We start from the raw sequence: 20,398 nt of genomic DNA, 5'->3' as shown, positions 1-20,398 counted from the left end.
GGATGATGATGAGTGAGTTTTTAATAGAAGTTTTTACCCTTTCATTTTTGTTTATGATTATTGGTCTTTACGCTGTTTATAGGGCTAAAAAGGCGCAAAGCGAGTATGAGAAAAATGTGGCTGATTATGATAAAAATTTACTAAATTTTGCCAAAATTTTAGGTGTAAAAGATCGCATAGACTTAGTTAAATTTGATGAAATTTTAGTTCAGGCCTTAAAAGAAAAACTAATTTTTAAATTTAATAAATCTACTACCAAAGAGGAATTTATCTCTTTTATAAAAGATGAGAATTTTAAAACCAAACCCCAAATTTCACAAAATCATATCGATGAAGCTTTTTTAAACATTTGCGCAAGCTCGCTAGTAGAGCCGCTAAATCTTGCGATACTAAAAAATGAAGATCAAATTTATGGATTTTTGTTTGAAAAAGAGCACCTTTTTGCTCTCATAGATAGCGCTGTGCTGCTTGGCGAAAATATTATAATTTGCGAGTAAATCAAGTAAAATTCATCTCTTTTTGGATAAAATCAAGCCAAATTTCAACTTATAAGGTAAAAAATGGCAAAAGAAAAAGATAGTGACAAAAAGATAGCTATCCCAGAGAGCGAAGCAGACAAGAAAAAGGCGCTTGAGCTTGCGCTAAAGCAGATTGATAAAGCTTTTGGCAAAGGCACGCTTTTAAGACTTGGCGATAAAGAGGTTGAGGCTATCGAGTCTATACCGACTGGCTCGCTAGGACTTGACCTAGCTCTTGGCATAGGCGGCGTTCCAAAAGGCAGGATCATCGAGATCTATGGACCAGAAAGCTCAGGTAAAACCACTCTTACACTTCACATCATCGCTGAAGCGCAAAAAGCTGGCGGAATTTGTGCGTTTGTCGACGCAGAGCACGCACTAGACGTAAAATACGCTTCAAATTTAGGCGTAAATACCGACAACCTTTACGTCTCTCAACCAGACTTTGGCGAGCAAGCACTTGAGATCGTTGAAACGCTCGCAAGAAGCGGCGCAGTCGATCTTATCGTAGTTGATAGCGTCGCCGCACTTACTCCAAAGAGCGAGATAGACGGCGATATGGGCGATCAGCACGTTGGTCTGCAAGCTAGACTTATGAGCCAGGCGCTTAGAAAGTTAACTGGAATTTTAAGCAAGATGAAAACAACTGTTATCTTCATCAACCAAATTCGTATGAAGATCGGTATGATGGGATATGGCACGCCAGAGACTACAACTGGCGGTAATGCACTTAAATTTTACTCATCTGTAAGAATAGACGTAAGAAAGATAGCTACACTTAAACAAAACGACGAGCCTATCGGCAACCGGACAAAAGCAAAAGTGGTTAAAAACAAGGTCGCGCCTCCATTTAAAGTGGCTGAATTTGACATTATGTTTGGCGAGGGTGTGAGCAAAGAGGGCGAGATCATCGACTATGGCGTAAAACTCGACATCATTGACAAATCAGGTGCGTGGTTTAGCTACAAGGCCGAAAAACTAGGTCAAGGCAGAGAAAACGCCAAAGCCTACCTAAAAGAGCATCCAGAAATTTCTGATGAAATAGTAGCGGCGATAAAAGGCTCAATGGGGATCGATCACCTAATAAGCAGCGGCGCAAAAGATGAAGACGACGACACAAACGAAGCAGGAGATGAATAATGGTATTTATTGAAGATGTAGAAGCTCACGAGGTTTTAGACAGCAGAGGCAACCCAACAGTTCGTGCGACAGTTAGACTAAGTGATGGAACCGAGGCAAGTGCGATCGTACCAAGTGGCGCAAGCACAGGCAAGCGTGAGGCGCTGGAGCTTCGTGATAAAGACGAAAGATACGCTGGCAAGGGCGTTTTAAAAGCTGTTTCAAATGTAAATGAAAAGATCGCAGAGGCTATCATCGGCCTTGACGCTTACAACCAAAAAGCAGTCGATGAAGAGATGCTTGAGCTTGATGGCACACACAACTACTCAAATTTAGGCGCAAACGCAGTCCTTGGCGTATCTATGGCAGTAGCTCGCGCAGCTGCAAAGAGCCTAAATATCCCGCTTTATCGCTACCTTGGCGGTGCAAACGCTAGCATCTTGCCAGTGCCGATGTTCAACATCATAAACGGCGGCGCACACGCAAACAACAGTGTCGATTTTCAAGAATTTATGATCATGCCATTTGGCTTTAGCACATTTAGCGAGGCGCTAAGAGCTGCAACTGAAATTTACCACAAGCTAAAATCTATCCTAAACGCAGCTGGCCACAGCACGGCTGTCGGTGACGAGGGCGGCTTTGCTCCAAATTTAAAAGACAACGAAGAGCCATTAAAGCTTATCTCACAGGCTGTAAAAGGGGCTGGGTATGAGCTAGGCAGCCAGATAAAACTTGCCCTTGACGTTGCTTCAAGCGAGCTTTATAAAGATGGCAAATACGAGCTTGAGGGCAAGAAATTTAGTAGCGATGAGCTCATTAGCTACTACGAAAAACTTTGTGAAAAATATCCGATATTTTCTATCGAAGATGGCCTTAGCGAGGACGACTGGAGCGGCTGGGCTGAACTTACAAAAAGGCTTGGAAGCAAAGTGCAGCTAGTTGGCGACGATCTTTTTGTCACAAATGAGAAAATTTTGCGCGAAGGCATCGAGAAAAAGATCGCAAATGCGATCCTTATCAAGCCAAATCAAATAGGTTCGGTTACACAAACTATGCAAACTGTCCGCCTTGCTCAAAGAAACGGCTACCGCTGCGTCATGAGCCACAGAAGCGGCGAGAGCGAAGATGCGTTTATCGCTGACTTCGCAGTTGCTCTAAACACTGGCGAGATAAAGACAGGTGCAACTTCAAGAAGCGAACGTAATGCAAAATATAATCGCTTGCTTGAGATCGAGCTTGAGGCTGGAGAGTTTTTGGGGGATAATATTTGAGCGAAATTTTAGACGAATATGGCAACACTGATGGCATATTTCATAAAATTGTAAAATATATTAGACCAACATTACGTTATGTCATAGCCACAATTTGTGTGGCTATGTTTGCCTTTTATGTGGGTAATATGATGTTTGGCAAACGCTCACTTGATGTTATGCTAAGCCTTCAAAGTAAAAAAGAGAGGCTTAGCGAAGACGTGGAAATTTTAAAAAAAATGAACGCGCGTCTACAAAAAGACTATTTTGAATTGCAAGGCCTTGAGCCAGACTTTAATAAAAAGTAGGAATGATGAAAAAAATTTGGTTAGTTTTATCTATATTTGCAACAAGCATCTTTGCTAGAGAGAACCCATTTATGCCTATTAGCGAGCTAAATACAAGCGTTATGACAACAAATATCATAGAAAAATTTGATAGATTTGATTCTCTTTCGTTTAAATTTCCAAGCGATGCGGCACTTTTACTAGATGTCACCATAAGATATAGAGCAAATGATGGCACCATAAAGGAAAAAAGACTAGCTGATATAAATAAAACTATCGATTACAGCGATGAATTTGCTTTAAATAAGGTAAAAAATCCAGAACCAGTTGTGGCAAAAAAGCTAGATGTTTCGGTCACAATGGCAAATATGCCTAGCCAAAAATTAAGCACTCCTGTGATAATAGAAAAAAATGAAACTAAAATTTCAAATAAAGATAGAAATAAAACTTCAGATATGCCAACTCCAAATGTTGTAGTGATCGATCTTAGCACAGATAAAGCAAAAGAAACTAACATAAAACCTGAACAAAAGGTGGTCGAGATAAAGATTGAGCCTAGTGCAAAACCCGTTGATAGTGTCAAAAATGGAAAAGATGTTAAATTTCTAGGTTTTATAAGCTTTCTAGCCAACAACAAAGAGCTAAAAATCGCTACAAAAACTAAAAATTTAAAGCATTTTACTTATGAGAAAAATAAGATCGTTCTTGACTTTGCAAGGCCGCCAAGAAGCTTTAAAACCAAGAGCTTAAAACTTGAAAATGAACATTTTAAGAATGTGATCATAGGCTGGCATGATAGATATTTCAGAGTGGTTTTAGAGCTTGATAAGATGCATAAATATAAGCTTGAAGCCGTTGAAAATGGATATTTGCTTAAGCTTTTATAGTTGAATTTTAAAAAGAGTAGATTTTATAAAATTTCAAATATAATACTTTTTAAAATAAAAATTTAAGGCTATTGGTTTGAAATATCCACTTGATTGCAAAGATAATTTTGAAAACTCATTCATATTTTGGCTCACCCGCTACGTCAAATTTAAGCTAAGCTCACTTTCAAATAAAGAGCTTAGGGATCCAAAGGCACTTGCAAGTGTGAATTACGCTCTAAGCCGCGAGGTAAAGAACATTGATCAGCTTGATGGCTTGGTAAAAAGTGCGAGAAATGCAGGGCTTACTGGCATAAATACCTACTTTAATCCACTTAAAAAAATATATGAAACGATGAAATTTTACGAGCTTAGCAGCCTAAAGCAGATCGATGAAGAGCTGTTAAGCGAAATACTAGCTAGCACGACTGGCGGACTAAGCGATGCTAGTAAGAAAAATTACCGCATCTCAGTGATAAATTTCTTTGCGTTTTTAGACAAACAAAATGAAGAGGATGGCAAGGCTCATGTTTTTGATATAAATTTAAAAAACTGGGGCGGAGTGAGTGGCAACAAAGGGCAAAAGTTACCTGAGTTTATGGGCGAAGATGAGGTCAAAAAATTTCTTGATGCGATCGAGGAGAGTGATTTTAAGCAAAACTCAAATCGCAATAAGCTCATAATAAAAACGATAATTTTTACTGGCATTCGTGTGAGCGAGGCTCTAAATTTAAAGCGAAAAGACATCACTGAAGATGGCGATCTTTTTATCATTAGGATCCGGGGCAAAGGCAACAAATACCGCATCGTTATGATAAAACGACACTTAATAGAAGCTCATCTAAACGCGATTGCAATAAACTACATCAACAAAGAGGGCTATCTTTTCATCAATAAAAAAGGCACCAGACTGACGCAAGCCTATGTAAGTCGCATAGTGGAGCAGATCCTTTTTAAGGCTGGTATTAGAAAAGAGAAAAATGGTGCTCACATGCTGCGCCACACCTTTGCAACGATGCTTTACAAAAAGCAAAAGGACCTTGTTTTGGTGCAAGAAGCTCTAGGTCATGCAAGCTTAAATACCTCGCGAATTTACACACACTTTGATAGTGACAAGCTAAAACTCGCTGCAAAAGTAGCTGAGGATCTAGCGAATTAGAGTTTAAAAGCTTTAAAAGTAAAATTTGGCGAGCAAATTTACTCTGCTCGCCAAATTTATATTAAATTAGCCGATCTTTCTTATCTTTGCAGGAAGTGCCTGTCTAGCACAGGTGCCCACCAGCCAGTCATTTAGGCTAAATTCTCCATTTCTTTTTGGATCAAGAAGTCCAAGTTTGTTGTGATTAACGCCTTTTTCTAGGTTGGCAATCCCAAAGGCTGGCTTTCCGTCGACGAGGTGTGTTCTTATACCAAACTCATCATGACCAAATCCATGCTCGATACTAATAACACCCCTAGCAACGCCATCTGTCACAAATGCCTCGCCCACTTGCGCGCCGTAAGGCGTAGTCACTTTGACCTTGTCGCCTGAGACTATGCCTTGCTCTTTAGCCACGTCTGTTGCAATCCTGATGAAGTTTTTAGGATGAACAGCTCTAAGTCTTGGGCTAACAAAGGTGTAGAAGTGCTGGATATTTGACTTTCTAGAGCTCACCACATATTTCCACTCAGAGCGTGGGAAAAATTTCTCAAGCGGCGTGCCGTCGCTTGCAACTGGTAGCATCAGACTTGGCACTCCTGGCATATATTCGCCTGTTATTGAGTGTCTGTGTCCACCAAGTGGCTCATAGTAGATAGAAGCTGGCGTAGGCGCTGGCACTTTTACGGTTGCTTTATCGCCCTTATATGCGCTCTCGTAGCTATCATATCTGCCGCCTTTTGCTAGTATGTGTGCTACTTTTGGCTTCTCTTCGTCTTTTAGATAAGGATCGAGTTTTGTCATCACTCTTGATATCTTACTAAGTTTTTTGTCCTCGTCGCTTATATCTTTCACACCCTCGCCGTCAAAGGCTAAATTTGCTAGCGCAGCCGCGTAGTACTGCTCTTTTACGTCAAGGTCCATGAAATTTCCATCTTTGTCTTTGAAGGCATTTTTGCCAAAGCCTTTTAGTCCAAGCCTCTTTGCTACGGCTATATAAAACGCCTCAACGTCGATCACGCCGCCGTTTTTATCCTTGCCTGCTTTGAACTAACGGCTGGATAGCGCACGACTGAAGTTTTAGCGATCGTTCCCCAAAGCGAGTTTGGAAGTGCCCGGTTTTCTAAATTTACCCCATCTGGCACGATGTAGTCAGCATAGGCGTTTGTCTCGTTCATAAAAGCGTCTATACCCACAAAAAGTGGTAAATTTTTACTATCTTTTAGCGCGTCTAAAACCGCTCTTTCAAGTCCTGCTTGGCCGTAAAGTACGTTTGTCATATAGTTTATAAAAACTTTTACTTTGTATGGATAGCCAGCCTTATGGCTCGTAAGAGTTTCATTTACAAGTGGCATCGAGATAGGATACCAAGGCTGAGTTGATGGATAGCCGCTGCCGCCAGCTGCTACTTTGCGTTTATACTCAGAGCTTGTTTCGTAGTATTTGCCTGATCTTGATAAGTTTAGACCATTTGGCTTATAAGCGCCCTCAAAGCTCTCAAGGTCATATCTACCCTTTAAAAACTCGTGCGTGCCAGCACTTGCATTGACGTTGCCGCCTTTGTAGCCGTAAGTGCCCATTAGTGTGTTTAGACAAAGTATCGCGTAGGTAGTCATACTAGCTTGCGTATGCATCATACCGCCATGCACGTTTGTGCTCACCTGTCTACCATTTTTGGTGAAATTTTCGCAAAGCCAGACGATATCTTCAATGCTTACACCACAAATTTTTGAGTACTCCTCTAAGCTATGCTTGTAAGCTGATTCTTTTAAAAGCTGCATTGAGCTTTTTACCTCGACTTTTTTGCCGTCTATTAAAATTTTACCTTTATAGTAGAGCTTGGCTGGTTCATTTACCTTGTAGCTTTGTATCTTGCCATCTTGCGAGCAGACCTGCCACTCGTTATTGATAAGTGCAAATTTGCCGTAGTCTTTATGACCTTTTTCGGTGATGACTAGATGCATGGCGTTGCACCAGTGTATCTCGCCTGCTAGCTTTGCTTGGTCTAAATTTGGCTGGATAAGGTAGTTTGTAGCGTATTTTTCATTTTCTATGATCCAGCGTATCATCGCCATGGCTAGAGCTGAGTCGGTGCCTGGCTTTATCGCTATCCAGCGGCCTTTATCTGAAGAGGCGTATTTTACAGCATTTGTAACACTTGGGTCGACCACTGCGTAGCTAAAGTCACCTCTAGTGCCTCTTGCATAAGAGAGCATTTTTGCCTGTTTTTGGAAAGGATTGCTACCATTTGACGGCGAAGTGCCCCAGTAGATAATAAATTTAGAGTTTTCATAGTCTGGTTTTGTGTGTGCAAAGCCCTTTGCGTTGTGCGCGATCTTGCCGCCGACCCTAAAGCCACCACCGCAAATTCCGCCGTGAGAGTAGTGATTTATAGTGCCAAATGACTTTTTAACAAAGCGATCAACGATATCAGAGCGTCCGTCATATAGATAAAAACTTAAAAATTGATTGCGTTTGGTACCGTACTCTGGGTTTTAGCTATCGATTAGCTCGTCGCTATATATTGCTCTTAGTCCATCAACATGCCCCTCACCAAAAAGATCTCCACCCTCTACGACCTCTTCTACTAGCTGCTCAAAGCTTATGCTCTTCCACTTTCCCTCGCCCCTTTTACCAACTCTCTTTAGTGGCGTTAGTATCCTTACAGGTGAGTCTATCATCTCAGGCAATATCGCTCCTCTAGCGCAAACTGTGGCTCGCTTTTCGTCTTCGCCACTTAGTGTTGTGGCAAGAAGTGCGTCATTTATCGATGTGTCAAAATTTGCCCAGTGTACGTTTGAAAGTGGGTGGTATGGGTTGCCACTACATCTTAAAACTCGGTCGTTTTTGTCGTCCACATGAAGTCTTATGCCACACTTCGTCGTACAGCCATGGCACATCGAAAAAATAACACTATGTCCATCACTAAGTGAAATTTTGCCGTCCTTTACTCGAAATTCAGGCTCTAGTGAGTTTGCCTGCGGTTTATAGTCATCCTTATCTTCATCTGCCAGCATAACACTCGTGGTTAGTGTTGAGAGCACGGCTGATCTTTTTAAAAATTCTCTTCTTTGCATTATTTATTTCCTTTTACTGCGCTATCTCTTCGCTCCAGCTGATAACCTTTTTATATCCATTATCAAGCTCGAGTTTCTTATTGTTTTTAGCTAAAATTTCGCTAACGCCGTGGTAGAATACCTGTGGATTTGTATTTTTAGGGCTATCTATAACCATAGTCTCATGTGTGGCTAGAAATTTTCTAATATTTGAGTTAGGATCATTAAGATCGCCTATTATACGGCTACCGCCCACACAGCTCTCTACACATGCTGGCTGAAGCCCTGCTCTTAGTCTGTGGTCACAAAAAGTACATTTATCGGCCTTGTAGGTATGCAGACTAAGATATCTTGCGTGATATGGACAGGCCTCTACGCAAAGCGCACAGCCTATGCACTCTTTTGTATCAATCTTTACTATGCCATTACTTCTTTGATGGCTAGCACCAGTTGGACAAACACTAATACAGGCTGGATTGTTGCAATGGTTGCAAAGTCTTGGAAGTGACGCAATGACTGCCATTTTACCGCTCTTATCTCTTGCCTCGTACTCGGAAACAATGGTTCTAAAAGCGCCTGGCTGAACGTCGTTTTCTAACATACAGCTCATAGTACATGACTGACATCCAACACATCTTGTTAGATCTATCGCCATGCCGTAGCGAACATTACTACCGCTAAAGTCCTTTGGTGCGGCCTTTAGTGCGGTCGTAGCAAAAAATAATCCTGCAGCTGCAATGAAGCTGCGACGAGAATTTAAGGTCTGTTGCATAAAATTCTCCTTTCTTTTTAGAATTTTTTCTTATTTTAGCATAGTAAATATTTTTTCTAAAGTTTATTTTATATTTTTGCAAAATGTATTAAATTTTGAGAATTTTTGCAGCACTTAAAAGATAGAATTTGGATAGTAAAATTTAGAAAGAAGTGGGAAAAAGATAGAAAATAAGCTTCTATCTTCTTAAATTTATGCTTTGTAGTTTAGCATATAAAGGCGAATGACTTGCTCTGCTGTCATCTTTAAATTTCTAATCGCGACATCTTTTCTCATAGCTTCTTCAAGACTCACTGGCTCATTTAATATACAAAAATAGGCATCAATCCCATTTTTGTGGCAATCTTTGGCGCATTTTTGTACGCTTCCAGCAAATGCGATCACTGGCTTATGATACTTTTTTGCTAGTTTTGCAACCCCAGTTGGTGTCTTGCCCATTGAGCTTTGAAAATCCATACGGCCTTCACCAGTGATGACTAGATCAGCCTTTTTGATCTCATCTTCAAGTGCAATAGTCTGCGTAATGATCTCAATACCTGGGCGAAGTTTCGCTCCTAAAAATGCCACGAATGCAAAGCCAAGTCCGCCAGCTGCGCCAGCGCCTTTTTGTGTGTGAAATTTGCTATTAGTCTTTTCCTTTACAAGAGTTGCAAAGTGTTTTAACCCATCATCAAGCTCTTTTACCATACGGCCATTTGCACCCTTTTGAGGGGCATAAACGTGAGCTGCTCCATTCATGCCATAAAGAGGATTGTCTACATCGCAGGCGATTAAAAATTCGCAATCCTTTAGCTCTTTTAGCGCCTCTTCGTCTGTAAACTCATAAATTTTGGCTAAATTTTCGCCTTTTCCTTCAAGTAAAGCGCCATCTTTATCATAAAATTTAAAGCCAAGTGCGCTAAGCATGCCTGTACCAGCGTCATTCGTCGCACTTCCACCGATGCCAATGATAAATTTTCTAGCACCTTTAGCAATGGCATCTTTTATCATTTGCCCAAAGCCAAATGTGCTAGTTTTTAGTGGATTTCTCTCGTCTGGATTTATGAGTGTAAGGCCAGAAGCACTTGACATTTCAAGTATAGCAAGGTCATCTTTTAGGGCGTATCTGGCTAGTATTTCAGTACCAAGTGGATTTTTAACTATTGTATCTATAAATTTCGCACCAAGTGCATCAGCCATCGCCTCTACACTACCCTCGCCACCATCTGCGATAGGCTTGACAACGACCTCGCAGCCAATCTCTTCTAGTCCTTCTTTTACAGCAAGGCCCGCCTCAAGCGAGCTAAGCGAGCCTTTTAATGAATCAATCGCAACTAAAATTCTCATAAAAGCACCAAAGATAATATGTAAACGCTAACTATACCAACGATACCCATTATAAACGTCATAGCTGTTTGTGTGCGATATCCTTGTTCTGCACTCATCTTGCTAAAATTTGTCACAACCCAGAAGTAGCTGTCATTTGCGTGAGATACGCACATGGCACCAGATGCTATCGCCATGACGCAAAGCGCGGCTGAAAGCTCGGTCGTAAAGCCAAGTGTATGCATGAGTGAGTTATCAGCGCTAAACGCACCCATGATAGATGCTGTCGTGATGATAGCCACGGTCGAGCTTCCTTGAGCGGTTTTTAGTACGGCTGAGATGATGAATGGGAAGAAAATTCCTATCGCTTTTATGGCGGTTGCGTTTTCTTTTATGAAATTTACAAAGCCAGCCTCAGTGATGACATTACCCAAAACACCGCCAGCTGCTGTGATAAAGAGTATCGGACCAGCGATCTTTAAAGACTCGTTCGTGATATGGTCAAATTCTCTTATCTTTCTGGCTTCTACTAATAAAAACACGCAAAAGATCACGCCGATTGCAAGAGCAATGATAGGATTTCCTAAAAATAAAAGTATCTTTGGTAAGAGAGCCGTTTTATCAAGCATGCCTTGTTTTGCCAAAACATCGACAATAGAACCAATCGCCATAAAAATGATAGGCATGATGATAGGAGCAAGGCTTAAAAATCCGCAAGGCAATTTGCCAAATTTCTTTAAAAGCTCATCGTAGCTAGCTGTGATAGTAGTGTCAGCATCTTTGTCGCTGATAGTCACACTTTTGCCAACACTCTTTGAAAAGAAATAAACAGCTATCAAAACAGGTACTGAAACGACTGTTCCCATGATGATGACAAGGAGTAAATTTCCGCCAAGGCCAAGTGTTCCTGCGGCTGCTATTGGGCCAGGAGTTGGCGGGATAAAGACGTGAGATGCGTATAGGCCGCCACTTAGAGCGACTGACATCGCGACTGGACTTGCTGAAATTTTCTTATAAAGTGCCTCGCGAATAGAGTTTAAAACAACAAATCCACTATCGCAAAATACCGGAATGCCAACAACCCAGCCCATGATGAGCATGGCAAGCTCTGGACGTTTTTGTCCGACTAGCTTTACGACCATATCAGCTAGCTTTAAAGCAGCTCCCGTTTTTTCAAGCACAGTGCCGATGATCGTTCCAAAGATAATAACGATACCGATACTCTTAAATGTGCCGCTAAAGCCAACACCTATCATCGCTGGGATTTTGGATAGATCGATACCTGCGACGATCGCAAGAACCAAAGAAATGCTCATAAGTGCCAAAAATGGATGCACTTTTAGCTTAGAGATCATAACGATCATAAGTATGATGGCTACAACAAAACAGACAATTAGTGAGATACCGCTCATAAAAACTCCTTTGATCTGAGATTTTGCTTAAGATTTTAGCAAAATTTGCTTGTATTTTTTCTAATATTTTTAAGTTTTTTGATTAATTAAATTTTTTTGACATATTTGAGTAAATTTATGACTATTTGCCTAAATTTAGCCATTTTTTAAGTTTAAAATTTTTAGCTTATTTTAAAATAACAAAACCAAGACCAAATTTATCAGTATGCCTATTATAATCAATCAAACTCTCGCCATATCCCGTAAAATACTGCAAATAGCCATAAACTCCGGTTGAGAAGATAGGAAACATATATGAAATTTCAGCAGCACCTTTATTTGTTTTATCAAAATGTAAGTTATTTCTTAGCATTAGGCTAAAAATGTGATCATTAAGGTTGTAGCTAAGCCTTACATCGCCGTGTCCTATGTATTTTAATATATCTTTATTATCGCCCTTATTGCCCACTACCATCCAAGCTCTTGGCGAAATACTAAGCTTGCCAAAAACAAAATCACTTTGCACATAAGCTCTATTCCAGCTTCTTGAATTGCTACCATCTCGTCCATTTGACTCATGCAAAAGTCCAAATTTTAGGTTTTTTACACCTATTTGCTCCAAATATTTTGGCGAAGCAAAATTTAGAAAAATTTCTGGCTGATAGTTCGTCTCACGAAACGGCGCTGAAGTTCTTGTTATCTGCCACCAAGATGTCTGCGTGTAGGCTGCCACAAGGCTCTCTCTAAGTCCAAAAATATCGTAAAATAGCGGCTTTGCAAGGCTTATTTGAAACTTAGTTTCAACGCTCTTTCGCTCATCATCTGGCACATTTTTAGCATAAGTTACTGGCAAAAGGTAGTTAAATTTATAAAGCTCGATACCAAGTGCATTTTGTAAATTTTTACCACTTTTATCTTCTCTTAAAAGATCAGCTTGCTTTAGCTTCGCCTCTCTTGGTGCTGGCTCGCTTGCTTGTACATTTTGTATCACGCTTTGCTCGTTTAAAGAGCTTTTGGCTAGCTCTTTATAAATTTGCATCGCAGCCTTTATGTCGCCGCTTTGCTCCAGCTCTTGTGCCATTTTAAAATCATCTAACCCACTTGCCATCAAAAAACTAAGACCAAGGCTTAAAAATAATAAAATTTTACTCATCATCTATCTTCTTTTCTTGGATTTTCTTTGCCATTTCGTATTCGTCAGGGAAATTTACGTTAAAAAACTGCTCACTATCTTTAAAATTTACGACTTTGCATTTACAGCTTTTTCTCAAAAGTCCGATTTTATGCTCATTTTTTAAATAAAACTCATGAGCCAAAGTGGCAAGCCTTGGGCTAAAAAAACCACAAAGCGAGTGAATGTGCTCGTTATCACTAGCCACGACCATATCAAATTCATCTTTAAATTTAGCAAGCTCCTCTAAGCTTTTAAGATCAAAAAATGGCATATCAGCTGGTATCACAAAAACACTATGATCAAAATTTTTAAGAATGGAGTAAAGTGCGAGCATTGGCGAATAGTTATTGCTATTTTCATCTTTTATAATCTTTAGTGGCGGGCTAAATTTTTCAAATTTTGAGCTTACATAAACTTCGTCAAAAACTTTGCTAAATTTCGCAACCTCATAATGAGTAAGCGTCTTAAAACCACCAAATGGCAAAAGTGTCTTATCTTGCCCCATACGCGAGCTTTTGCCACCTGCTAAAATCACGCAAGTTTGCATCTTTTCCCTTAAGAAAGTTATGAGGCTAAATTTAGCTAAAAGCGGCTTTGATCTACCAAAAATATGTGATAAAAACTTATTTTTGTTTATGCTACTTGTGAAATTTTAAGCCTGCTTTGCCATTTTCATTGTTAAAAATTCCTCGTAGCGATGATCAATGATAGCTTTGATCAAGACATAGTTTTCTTGTGAATTTTCTATATAAAAATAGGCGTTATCAAAGTATTTTTCACCAAATTTTTTCGAAACAAAATCCGTATAATCCTGCAAATACCAACCATACATTTTGGCAAATTTTGTCCGATCAGTCGTATAGTAAGCTTTTGCAAAGGCTTTACCAGCAGTATTTAGCTCCGCACTTCCAAGTACACCGTCCATAGCATCAAAAAGATACTGACGATAGTTAAAATTTTCGTCCATCTGTGCTATATCGTCTGCAAAATCTACTGCAAATTCCTTTGAATAAAATTTGTGTTCCATGCACCAGCGAAAGAAAAATGCAATGTGCGTCGCACCGTTTTCATGCGGTATATCAGTCGGCGCATCTTTTGCACCCCAATGCCATTTTGCTTTGTCATATACTATATCTGGCATTTTTATCCTTTTAAAATGCTCAATTTTACTAAAACCATCTTAATCGTAGTAAAAATCATGGCTATTTTATCCATTTGCTTGCTACAATTAAAAAAGATATAATGGCGCTTTTATTTAAGGAGAAGCAATGAGCGAAAAAAATCTACAAATTTTAGGCTGGATCGGCACATGCCTATCAGTTGTTATGTACTTTTCATACATCCCACAAATAATGGGCAACCTTGACGGCAACAAGACGCCTTTTATACAGCCACTGGCAGCCGCACTAAACTGCACAATCTGGACAAGTTACGGACTATTAAAAGCTAAAAAAGACTATCCACTTTCTGCCGCAAACTTTCCAGGCATAATCTTTGGTCTTTTGGCAACTATAACAGCGTTTTAATGCGCTGATTTAGTTGTTATGGCTAGCACTGCAATAAAAAAGTTATTTGCGTCGCCACAACAGCTAATCTATTATAGTGTTTGCGCTATTTTAGTCAATTTTTCTTTGATTATATTACCTTTTGAATTCAGCAAAAAGGCTATTTTTGTTAGTTCATCTATTATCTCTTTTATACTTTTATCATCATCGTTTGAAGTTCTAAATCTTGTTGCAGTAAGTGGGATAAATTCTTGATATGTAGACATAAAATCCTTATAGTCCTCTTGCAGTTCTGGTGCGTAAAAACTGATAAGCGAGTGTAATTTACCAATTTCAAATTTTGGATTTTCTATATTTAAATTTGGATTTATTAATAAAGCTACTTTGTAATGTATTCCCCCTAAAATATCCCCAACTATAATAAACGCTTCCTCTAGCTTTTGTCGCCTGAGTTTATTTTTCTCTTTTTTCGTGTTTAGATTAGCGTACACCTATTGCACACACATTGTTAGGACTGCACCAAGTACAATTTTCAATAAGTCAGATATCAAACTATCCATATTATTTTTTATAAGTCCCTTGGATCGGCGATTTTACCTGCTATGGCTGAAGCCGCCACAACTGCTGAGTTAGCTAGATAAATTTCACTCGTTCTATCGCCCATACGTCCGACAAAATTTCTATTTGTCGTCGAGATACAGCGCTCATTTGCACCTAAAATTCCCATATATCCGCCAAGACAAGCGCCACATGTTGGGTTACTCACAACTGCTCCTGCTTCGATGAAAATGTCGATTAAGCCCTCTTTCTCGGCAGCTCTTGCGATCTTTTGCGTCGCTGGAGTGATGATGAGCCTTGTCTTGCGAGCTACTTTTTTGCCTTTTAAAATTTGTGCTGCGATACGTAGGTCGCTTAGGCGGCCATTCGTACATGAACCGATAAATGCTTGATCAATGGCTAAATCGTCACGAACCGCTTGTCTTACGCTCTTGCCGTTGCTTGGCAAAAATGGATATGCGATAACTGGATCAAGATTAGTCACATCGATCTCTAAAATTTTGTCGTATTTTGCGCCCTCGTCTGAGTAGAAAAATTTTGGTTTATCGCGTAAATTTTTATCTTTTAAAAACTCTTTTGTTATCTTATCAACTGCGATGATACCGCTCTTTGCACCAGCTTCGATCGCCATATTACACATTGAAAATCTATCATCCATGCTAAGGCCCTCTATCACCTCGCCGCTAAACTCAAGCGCCTTATAAAGTGCGCCATCAACGCCTATTTGGCGGATGATCTCAAGGATGAGATCCTTGCCATAAACGTGCTTATCAAGTTTGCCTTTAAACACGACCTTGATGCTCTCAGGCACTTTAAACCAGTTTTTACCAGTGATCATCGCATAAGCTAGGTCGGTGCTACCCATACCAGTACTAAATGCTCCAAGAGCGCCGTGCGTACAGGTATGGCTGTCTGCGCCGATGATGACGTCGCCTGGGATGACTAGCCCTTTTTCAGGCAAAAGCGCGTGCTCAATGCCATATCTTTTTCGTCAAAATAGTTTTTAAGGTCGTGTTTGTAGGCAAATTCGCGTGAAATTTTGGCTTGGTTGGCGCTTAAGATATCTTTTGTCGGGATGTAGTGATCCATCACGATAGCAAAGCCGTCTGGGTTGGCTAGCTTTTTAGCGCCGCTTCGCTCAAACTGCTTGATCGAAATAGGTGTCGTGATATCGTTGCCTATGATCATATCGATCTTACTTTCGATGATCTCTCCTGCGCTTACCTCTTTGCCAACGTGATCTGAAAATATTTTCTCGGTGATAGTTTGTTTCATAAATTTCCTTTAAATTTTTGAGGCGATTTTAACGAAAATTGCTAAATTTAAAGAAAATTTACTAAGCCAAAAGGCCTAGTAAATTTAGAATTTAACGCTAGCTGTTAGCATAAACTGACGAGCATAGCCTGGTTGTATCGGTATGATATTAGCATCCGTACCAGTAGATGAGGATGTATAATAAAGCTTGTCGGTCAAGTTTTTGACGTTAAACGAGAAATTCGTCTCGTAGCCCGCGATCTTGGTATCGTAGCTGATGAAAGCATCGTAAACAACCGCACTATCCATCTTGAATGCCGTTCCTGCTGGTACTGCAGGTAAATTTGTCCTTATATAGTATGTATACCACGAGCCAAAATATCTAGCTCCACCGCCGATCCTTAGACCTTTTGCGCCTAGGTGGCTAAAGTCGTAGTTAGCAAACAAGCTGGCTTGGTGCTTTGGCGTAGCTTCTAGCGGTTTGCCCACTAGCACGGCAAACGCTCCGCTATCATTTCGCACCTCAGTTTTTGTGAATGCGTAGCTAGCGCCCACGCTTAGTCCTTGCGTCACGCGGCCGTTAAAGTCAAACTCAAATCCTCTAGAGCGCGCCTCGCCCACTGGCGTACTCACGCCACTTACGGTACGCATGATGTTTTTCTTATTGATATTAAAAACCGCCGCACTAGCCGTTATGCTATCGTTTTGAAATTTAGATCCAAACTCTATACTTTTGCCCTCTTCAGGCTTTATATCGCCGATATCGCCTTTCATAGCCATTTGCGGATTGAAACTTTGTGCGTAGTTGGTATAGACCGACCACTGAGGCGTTAGTAGATATAAAAGCCCAGTTTGCCACGTAAATTTGCCATCTTGCTGATCTGTGCTATTTGGCCCACTGGTTGTGCCGCGAGCTACTTGGTCGTAGTATTCATACCTAGTTCCTAAAGAGTAGATTAAATTTTCAGTTAAATTTATGCTATCTTGTGCGTAAAATCCGATCGTTTTTAGCTTTTGGTACTGGATGCTTGACTCCCTGGCAGTTGGTAGTCCTACTATTCCATAGATAGGATGATATATGTTTATGCTTAAGTGGTTACCCGTATCTTTTAGGCCACCTGGTCTATAGCGGTAGTATTCCTTTGCGTCGATGCCAAAGAGCAAGTTGTGTTCTATCTCACCTGTTTTAACATAGCCGTTTAAATTTAGTGATCCAGCATGTGTGCGGTGGATAAATCCGTCGTAATATTCGTTTCGCCTAGTCGCTGTGCCATTATTTAATACATTCATTAGCCTTATGTGACCATACTCATGTTTTGAACGAGAAAATGCATAAGCGCCCTTTAATAGCCAGTTTTCTCCGAGATTTTTCTCAAAATTTACATCTAGTGTGTCAAGCTTTGTTTTTAGCTTATTGAATGGCTCGTCAAGGCGTCTTTTCTTATCTATCGGCAGTAGCTTACCAGTGCTTGGAATGAGATACATGCCTCGGTCAATCGGATCGGTCGAGCGTGTATGCGCATAGGCCAAATTTATGCGGTAGTCATCGCCTTTATACGAAAGCGATGGCGCAAAGAGAACATTTTTATATTCGCCAAACTCTCTCCAGTAGTCCTTTTGCATTGTATCAAATATAAATCTATACGCAAATCCACTCTCCGCAATAGGTCCTGTGGCATCAAAGCCTGTATTCCAGTAGTTGCGGTTGCCGATGCCTGCCCAAATTTCGTTTGAGAAGTCGTATTTTGGCTTTTTGGTAACCATATTTATGATGCCGCCAGGTTCTTGCGCGCCGTAGAGCAAGCTAGCCGGGCCTTTTAGCACCTCGACACTTTCTACGGTTTTATTAAAGCTATGCATGACGCTAGCCGGTACGCCGTTTCGCATGATCGAGCCGTCGCGTCCGCCGCCAAATCCCCTTTTTATGATCGAGTCAAAGATACCGCCCGTGGTGTTGCCGTAGCTAATGCCGCTCACGTTTTGAAGGCTCTCTGCTAGGCTCTCGGGTTTTTTATCTTTTAGCTGTTGTTGCGTCACGACGTTTACCGTCTGTGGGATCTCAAGAATTGGCGTATTTGTCTTGCCCACCTCACTCGTTGTGGCCCTGTAACCATCGTCTGCGCTATCTTCAATGCTGATCCCATCTAAGCTTACATCAGTAGCATTTAAAGCAGAAATAGCAAAACAAAGCACCGCACTAATACGAATTTTATTCATTTATTATCCCTTAAAAAATTTTTAATATTATAAAAATAGTTATCATTATATAAAAATATATTTTAAATTTTTATGAAAAAAATTTACGAAAAATTTATATTTTAATAACATTACAAATAAAACATTTGTGAAAATTAAACATGGATCAGAAAACAGATTTTTACTATTCTTTTCATAGTTAGCGATAAAGCTTTTATTAAAACATTTTTGCAACATTTCTGATATAATCCCCACATGAAGTACGCACATTTAGTTCAAATAGCAAGTTATTTATCAAATTTTACAAAGATAAACCAAGCAAAACGCATTAATGATATGGCTATTTTAATCGAATTTAATGCCGAGAAAATCATCTTTGATCTAAATAAATCAAACTCTGCTATCTACAAAGATGACGAGTTAAAAGAAGCAAAAATTTATCAAGCGCCTTTTGATAATGTCCTAAAAAAGCGCTTCAATGCCTCGCATATAAAAAGCATTGAATGCTTAAAAGATAATAGAATTTTAAAATTTATCTGCACGCAAAGCGGCTCATATAAAAGTGAAAATTTTATCCTCTATCTTGAATTTACTGGCCGCTTTACAAATGCTGTGATAACTGACGAAAACAACGTGATAATCGAGGCACTAAGGCACATCGATAATAGTTACCGCAAAATAGAAACCGGCGAAGTTTTAAAGCAGCTTCCAGCCATCGCTATCAAAGAAAAACCGTGCGAGCCCATAACTGACTTTGAGGCGTTTTTTAAGAGCGAAGCGGCCAGAGTAAATGAATCCAGGATAGCTAGCTTAAAAGAGGCAAAGCTCGTAAGCGTACAAAAAAAGATAGATAGCATGAGCGAAATTTTAAACTCACTTGAAGATAAAGATGAGCTGATGAGAAAGAGTGAAGAAGCTGCAAATTTAGGATCACTTTTGCTTGCAAATCTGGGGAATTTTAAGGGCTATGAGAGGGAAATTTGTCTAAAAGATTTTGATGGCAACGAGATAAAATTAACTCTTAGCGATACTCCAAAAAACAGCGCAAATGAGTTTTACGCAAGATCAAAAAAGCTTCGCGCAAAAGCCCTTGGCGTGGAGATAGAAAAGAGAAATTTAAGCGAAAAGATCGAGTTTTTTGAAGGATTAAAATCTCTTTTAAAAGAAGCGAACAGTCTTTATGAGCTTGAAATTTTAAGTCCAAAAAACAAGGCAAAACAAAAAGAACGTCATGTAAAAGATGTGAGTGAAAATGCTGAAATTTTTTACGTTAGAGAGTTTAAGATTTTAGTTGGTAGAAACGAAAAAGGCAATATAAATTTGCTTGACCTTGCCAAAAAAGACGATATATGGTTACATCTAAAGGATACCCCAAGCGCTCATGTCATTATTAAAACAAACAAGAGCAAGGTACCCGAAGATGTGCTAAAAATGGCAGCTAAATTCTGCGTAGAATTTAGCGTAAAAGGAGCTGGCAGATACGAGGTGGACTACACCAAACGCGAAAATTTAAAACGTGAAAACGGTGCAAATGTCACTTATACGAACTATAAAACTATCATCATAATTAAAGGCTAAAAAATGGCTGTAACACCTTTAGGAAATAGTAACTTTATAAATCAAAACGCACCAGTAGTGTCGCAAGTGCATGCAAATCAACAAGCTAGATTTGATATGCAGTCTTTGATGGCAGCTGAGCTTGCCTCGCAACAAAGTGAAGAGATCAAAGAGGTACGTCCGATGGAAGAGTCTTATAAAATAGACCCTGAAAAGGAACATGAACGCCAAAAAAATGAAGAAGAGGCAAGTGAGTTTGAGAGTGAAAAACAAAATTCAAGAGATAGTGACGAAGAAAATTTGGACGATATAGCAGATAATGAGGAAATAGTACCTAGCGAACATCACATGCTTGACATAACTATTTGATGCCTAAACACCCCAGCTCCACAAATACCACATCTCAAGCCAGCAATACTCCCCCAATACCTAACCCTCCTTCAAATTTTTAA

General features: G+C 39.9%; 17 protein-coding genes and 2 pseudogenes. 9 read left to right on the top strand and 10 right to left on the bottom strand.

Going from position 1 to position 20,398, the window contains the following annotated elements; genetic code table 11:
* Positions 1–8: 8 nt before the first annotated feature.
* The 6 genes from A3835_05955 (at position 9) to A3835_05930 (ending at position 5,199) form a co-directional block, all read left to right on the top strand.
* Positions 9–497 carry an addiction module antitoxin gene (locus tag A3835_05955; protein ID ORI07137.1) on the top strand — a complete coding sequence of 163 codons (489 nt, stop codon included), beginning with the start codon at positions 9–11 and terminating at the stop codon, positions 495–497.
* A gap of 63 nt (positions 498–560) precedes the next feature.
* Positions 561–1,658: a DNA recombination/repair protein RecA gene (locus A3835_05950; protein ID ORI07136.1), complete on the top strand. Its 1,098-nt coding sequence runs from the start codon at positions 561–563 to the stop codon at positions 1,656–1,658.
* On the top strand, positions 1,658–2,908 hold the full coding sequence (gene eno / locus A3835_05945) for a phosphopyruvate hydratase (protein ID ORI07135.1): 1,251 nt from the start codon (positions 1,658–1,660) through the stop codon (positions 2,906–2,908). The genes A3835_05950 and eno overlap by 1 nt, the downstream gene beginning before the upstream one ends.
* The gene (locus A3835_05940) at positions 2,905–3,195 is read left to right on the top strand and encodes a septum formation initiator (GenBank protein ORI07134.1); all 291 of its coding nucleotides are present in this window, start codon (positions 2,905–2,907) and stop codon (positions 3,193–3,195) included. Before eno ends, A3835_05940 begins: the two co-directional genes overlap by 4 nt.
* A gap of 5 nt (positions 3,196–3,200) precedes the next feature.
* Entirely contained in the window at positions 3,201–4,061 is an 861-nt protein-coding gene (locus tag A3835_05935) for an AMIN domain-containing protein (GenBank protein ID ORI07457.1), read from the top strand.
* A gap of 76 nt (positions 4,062–4,137) precedes the next feature.
* The gene (locus A3835_05930; GenBank protein ORI07133.1) at positions 4,138–5,199 is read left to right on the top strand and encodes an integrase; all 1,062 of its coding nucleotides are present in this window, start codon (positions 4,138–4,140) and stop codon (positions 5,197–5,199) included.
* Positions 5,200–5,265: 66 nt separating this feature from the next.
* On the opposite strand, the pseudogene A3835_05925 reads toward A3835_05930, so the two are convergent.
* From A3835_05925 to A3835_05895, 7 genes and pseudogenes are all read right to left on the bottom strand, one after another.
* A pseudogene (locus A3835_05925) lies at positions 5,266–8,255 on the bottom strand (orotate phosphoribosyltransferase).
* Positions 8,256–8,268: 13 nt separating this feature from the next.
* On the bottom strand, positions 8,269–9,006 hold the full coding sequence (locus A3835_05920) for a chemotaxis protein (protein ID ORI07132.1): 738 nt from the start codon (positions 9,004–9,006) through the stop codon (positions 8,269–8,271).
* Positions 9,007–9,198: 192 nt separating this feature from the next.
* Positions 9,199–10,332 (bottom strand): glycerate kinase, encoded by a 1,134-nt coding sequence (locus tag A3835_05915; GenBank protein ORI07131.1) that lies wholly within the window; start codon positions 10,330–10,332, stop codon positions 9,199–9,201.
* Positions 10,329–11,723, bottom strand: a complete 1,395-nt coding sequence (locus tag A3835_05910; protein ID ORI07130.1) for a gluconate transporter — start codon at positions 11,721–11,723, stop codon at positions 10,329–10,331. The genes A3835_05915 and A3835_05910 overlap by 4 nt, the downstream gene beginning before the upstream one ends.
* A 166-nt stretch (positions 11,724–11,889) precedes the next feature.
* Positions 11,890–12,855 carry a phospholipase gene (locus tag A3835_05905; GenBank protein ID ORI07456.1) on the bottom strand — a complete coding sequence of 322 codons (966 nt, stop codon included), beginning with the start codon at positions 12,853–12,855 and terminating at the stop codon, positions 11,890–11,892.
* Positions 12,848–13,423: a molybdenum cofactor guanylyltransferase gene (locus A3835_05900; protein ID ORI07129.1), complete on the bottom strand. Its 576-nt coding sequence runs from the start codon at positions 13,421–13,423 to the stop codon at positions 12,848–12,850. The genes A3835_05905 and A3835_05900 overlap by 8 nt, the downstream gene beginning before the upstream one ends.
* A 105-nt stretch (positions 13,424–13,528) precedes the next feature.
* Complete coding sequence (locus A3835_05895) at positions 13,529–14,017, bottom strand: hypothetical protein (GenBank protein ORI07128.1); 489 nt, start codon at positions 14,015–14,017, stop codon at positions 13,529–13,531.
* A gap of 127 nt (positions 14,018–14,144) precedes the next feature.
* Here A3835_05895 and A3835_05890 point away from each other — a divergent pair, with 127 nt between their 5' ends.
* Positions 14,145–14,402 (top strand): hypothetical protein, encoded by a 258-nt coding sequence (locus A3835_05890; GenBank protein ORI07127.1) that lies wholly within the window; start codon positions 14,145–14,147, stop codon positions 14,400–14,402.
* Between the two features lie 71 nt (positions 14,403–14,473).
* Here A3835_05890 and A3835_05885 read toward each other — a convergent pair whose 3' ends face one another.
* The 3 genes and pseudogenes from A3835_05885 to A3835_05875 form a co-directional block, all read right to left on the bottom strand.
* Positions 14,474–14,872: a hypothetical protein gene (locus A3835_05885; GenBank protein ID ORI07126.1), complete on the bottom strand. Its 399-nt coding sequence runs from the start codon at positions 14,870–14,872 to the stop codon at positions 14,474–14,476.
* 77 nt (positions 14,873–14,949) lie between these two features.
* Positions 14,950–16,214, bottom strand: a pseudogene (locus A3835_05880) (3-isopropylmalate dehydratase large subunit).
* An 84-nt stretch (positions 16,215–16,298) separates the two neighbouring features.
* Entirely contained in the window at positions 16,299–18,410 is a 2,112-nt protein-coding gene (locus A3835_05875; protein ID ORI07125.1) for a ligand-gated channel protein, read from the bottom strand.
* A 234-nt stretch (positions 18,411–18,644) separates the two neighbouring features.
* Between A3835_05875 and A3835_05870 the strand changes: the two genes are divergently transcribed.
* Positions 18,645–19,967, top strand: coding sequence for a hypothetical protein (locus A3835_05870; GenBank protein ID ORI07124.1), 1,323 nt, complete (start codon positions 18,645–18,647; stop codon positions 19,965–19,967).
* Between the two features lie 3 nt (positions 19,968–19,970).
* Positions 19,971–20,315 (top strand): hypothetical protein, encoded by a 345-nt coding sequence (locus A3835_05865; GenBank protein ORI07123.1) that lies wholly within the window; start codon positions 19,971–19,973, stop codon positions 20,313–20,315.
* The last annotated feature ends 83 nt before the right edge of the window (positions 20,316–20,398 follow it).

The sequence above is a fragment of the Campylobacter concisus genome (assembly GCA_002092835.1).
Taxonomy (GTDB): Bacteria; Campylobacterota; Campylobacteria; order Campylobacterales; family Campylobacteraceae; genus Campylobacter_A; species Campylobacter_A concisus_K.
The sequence above is the reverse complement of the archived record's forward strand: the minus strand, read 5'-3'. Positions and strand labels throughout refer to the sequence as shown.

Coding starts and splice junctions, on each gene's coding strand:
- A3835_05890 (ORI07127.1), top strand. CDS start 14,145: ATGAGCGAAAAAAATCTACAAATTTTAGGCTGGATCGGCACATGCCTA.
- A3835_05935 (ORI07457.1), top strand. CDS start 3,201: ATGAAAAAAATTTGGTTAGTTTTATCTATATTTGCAACAAGCATCTTT.
- A3835_05870 (ORI07124.1), top strand. CDS start 18,645: ATGAAGTACGCACATTTAGTTCAAATAGCAAGTTATTTATCAAATTTT.
- A3835_05920 (ORI07132.1), bottom strand. CDS start 9,006: ATGCAACAGACCTTAAATTCTCGTCGCAGCTTCATTGCAGCTGCAGGA.
- A3835_05875 (ORI07125.1), bottom strand. CDS start 18,410: ATGAATAAAATTCGTATTAGTGCGGTGCTTTGTTTTGCTATTTCTGCT.
- A3835_05910 (ORI07130.1), bottom strand. CDS start 11,723: ATGAGCGGTATCTCACTAATTGTCTGTTTTGTTGTAGCCATCATACTT.
- A3835_05955 (ORI07137.1), top strand. CDS start 9: ATGAGTGAGTTTTTAATAGAAGTTTTTACCCTTTCATTTTTGTTTATG.
- A3835_05905 (ORI07456.1), bottom strand. CDS start 12,855: ATGAGTAAAATTTTATTATTTTTAAGCCTTGGTCTTAGTTTTTTGATG.
- eno (ORI07135.1), top strand. CDS start 1,658: ATGGTATTTATTGAAGATGTAGAAGCTCACGAGGTTTTAGACAGCAGA.
- A3835_05950 (ORI07136.1), top strand. CDS start 561: ATGGCAAAAGAAAAAGATAGTGACAAAAAGATAGCTATCCCAGAGAGC.
- A3835_05895 (ORI07128.1), bottom strand. CDS start 14,017: ATGCCAGATATAGTATATGACAAAGCAAAATGGCATTGGGGTGCAAAA.
- A3835_05900 (ORI07129.1), bottom strand. CDS start 13,423: ATGCAAACTTGCGTGATTTTAGCAGGTGGCAAAAGCTCGCGTATGGGG.
- A3835_05915 (ORI07131.1), bottom strand. CDS start 10,332: ATGAGAATTTTAGTTGCGATTGATTCATTAAAAGGCTCGCTTAGCTCG.
- A3835_05865 (ORI07123.1), top strand. CDS start 19,971: ATGGCTGTAACACCTTTAGGAAATAGTAACTTTATAAATCAAAACGCA.